A 1941-nucleotide genomic window follows, 5' to 3' on the forward strand; every position below is an offset into this window, starting at 1 on the left:
CGCCGGCTGATCTCGGTCTTGCCGCAGCCGGTGGGGCCGATCATCAGGATATTCTTGGGCACCACTTCATCGCGCAGATCGTCGGGCAGCTGCTGGCGGCGCCAGCGGTTGCGCAGGGCGACAGCGACGGCGCGCTTGGCATCATCCTGGCCGATGATGTGGCGATCGAGTGCGGCGACGATCTCGCGGGGGGTCAGATCGGCGCTCACAGCTCAATCGCTTCCAAGGTCAGTTCCTCGTTGGTGTAGACGCACAGATCGGCGGCGATCTTCATGGCCCGGCGCGCGATGGTTTCGGCGCTGTGGTCGCTGTCGGCCAGCGCGCGAGCGGCGGCGAGGGCGAAGTTCCCACCCGAACCAATCGCGGCGATGCCGCCCACCGGTTCCAGCACGTCGCCATTGCCGGTGATGATCAGCGTGACCTGGGTATCGGCCACGATCATCATCGCTTCCAGCTTGCGCAAATAACGATCGGTGCGCCAATCCTTGGCCAGTTCAACCGCAGCGCGCATCAGCTGGCCGGGGTGGCGTTCCAGCTTGGCTTCCAGCCGTTCGAACAGGGTGAAGGCGTCGGCGGTGGCGCCGGCGAAACCGCCGATCACTTCACCCTTGGGGCCGAGCCGGCGCACCTTCTTGGCATTGGGCTTCATCACCGTCTGCCCCATCGTCACCTGGCCATCGCCGGCAACCACGACCTGCCCGCCCTTGCGAACCGATACGATGGTGGTGCCGTGAAATTGGGGAAGCTCGCTCATTAAGGGGCCTTTCGTTTGCTTCCATGTAGGCTTCGCGCTGCAGAGTAAAAGGGGGCCAGCGCCAGGCGCGACGCCGGCGACAATATCGACTATGCTGGCATCGACCGTCCGGGGGAGAGTCTTGTGCTGCATTATCTTGATGTGATGATCGGCTTTGTCTTCACCTTGTTGGTGATCAGCCTGGCGGTGACCGCGATGGTGCAGGCGGTGCCGGTGTATCTGCGCAACATGAAAGGCGTGGTGCTGCATCGCGGCCTGGCCGATCTGATGATGCGGATGACCCATGTGCCGCAGGGCCAGGGCAATGCTTCCATGGCGCAACTCGAAGCCATGGTGGGCAGCATCTTGCGCGATTCGCTGCTGGCGCCGCCGCGGATGCCGCTCGCCCGGTTCGTCGTTCGCATGATCAACAAGCTGGCGCCGGGGGCCATTGGCGATCGCCCGTGGGCCACCGTGGTGCAGCGTGAGGAGTTTGTGCGGCTGCTGCTTGATTTCGTCGCCAACGATGATCCCGAAACTTCGGACGGGCTGAAGGCCGTGCGTGATCAGATCAGGCCGTTGCTGGGCATCAAGACCGCCGGCGAAGCCAAGGCGATGCTGACCAATCTGCGTGCGCGCATCGCGGAACTGGAACTGGAACATCATGATTGGTCGAGCAGCAAGCGCGCCGATCAGGCCATGTTGGAACTGCTGCTGGCCGGGCCAATGCGCGATTTCATGGCAAAATTGACCGGCTGGTATGATCAGACGATCGATCGCATCGATGCCGCCTTCACCGCCGGGCTGCGCGGCTGGACGACGGCGGTCAGCCTGGTGCTGGTGCTCGTCCTTCAGCTGGACAGTTTCGATCTGATGGCGCGGTTGAATGTCGATAGCGCGCTGCGCGACCGGGTGGTGGCGTCGGCCATCACCGCCATGGATGATGGCAGCGTCAAACCCGGCGGCGCACCCGGGGCCGCCAGCGAAGCCAAGGCGCTGGAATGTGCCCGCCTGCATGTCAATCGCCTCGGCACCGCGCCGGACGTGGACGAATATGCCAATTGCATGGGCCTGGCCCAGGCCATGGAGCTGAAACTGGTGCAATGGCCAGAAAGCCCGGCGGACTGGTGGGACAACTGGAAGGCTGATCCGCTGGCGATTCTTCTGCAGCTGGTGGGCATGCTGTTGTCGGCCGCACTGCTCAGCCT

Annotated in this window: 2 protein-coding genes and 1 pseudogene; 1 reads left to right on the plus strand and 2 read right to left on the minus strand. The window is 63.9% G+C overall.

The features are described from left to right. Together RMO81_RS10615 and hslV are read right to left on the minus strand one after the other, a co-directional pair. Window positions 1–209, minus strand: a pseudogene (locus tag RMO81_RS10615) (HslU--HslV peptidase ATPase subunit); the annotation flags it as partial. After that, window positions 206–754: an ATP-dependent protease subunit HslV gene (gene hslV, locus RMO81_RS10620; protein ID WP_310475828.1), complete on the minus strand. Its 549-nt coding sequence runs from the start codon at window positions 752–754 to the stop codon at window positions 206–208. The pseudogene RMO81_RS10615 and the gene hslV, both read right to left, overlap by 4 nt. Window positions 755–877: 123 nt before the next feature. Here hslV and RMO81_RS10625 point away from each other — a divergent pair. Further along, a partial coding sequence (locus tag RMO81_RS10625; protein WP_310475829.1) for a hypothetical protein occupies window positions 878–1941 on the plus strand: 1064 nt, incomplete at its 3' end.

The sequence above is a fragment of the Sandarakinorhabdus sp. genome, assembly GCF_031422795.1.
Classification (GTDB): Bacteria; Pseudomonadota; Alphaproteobacteria; order Sphingomonadales; family Sphingomonadaceae; genus Sandarakinorhabdus.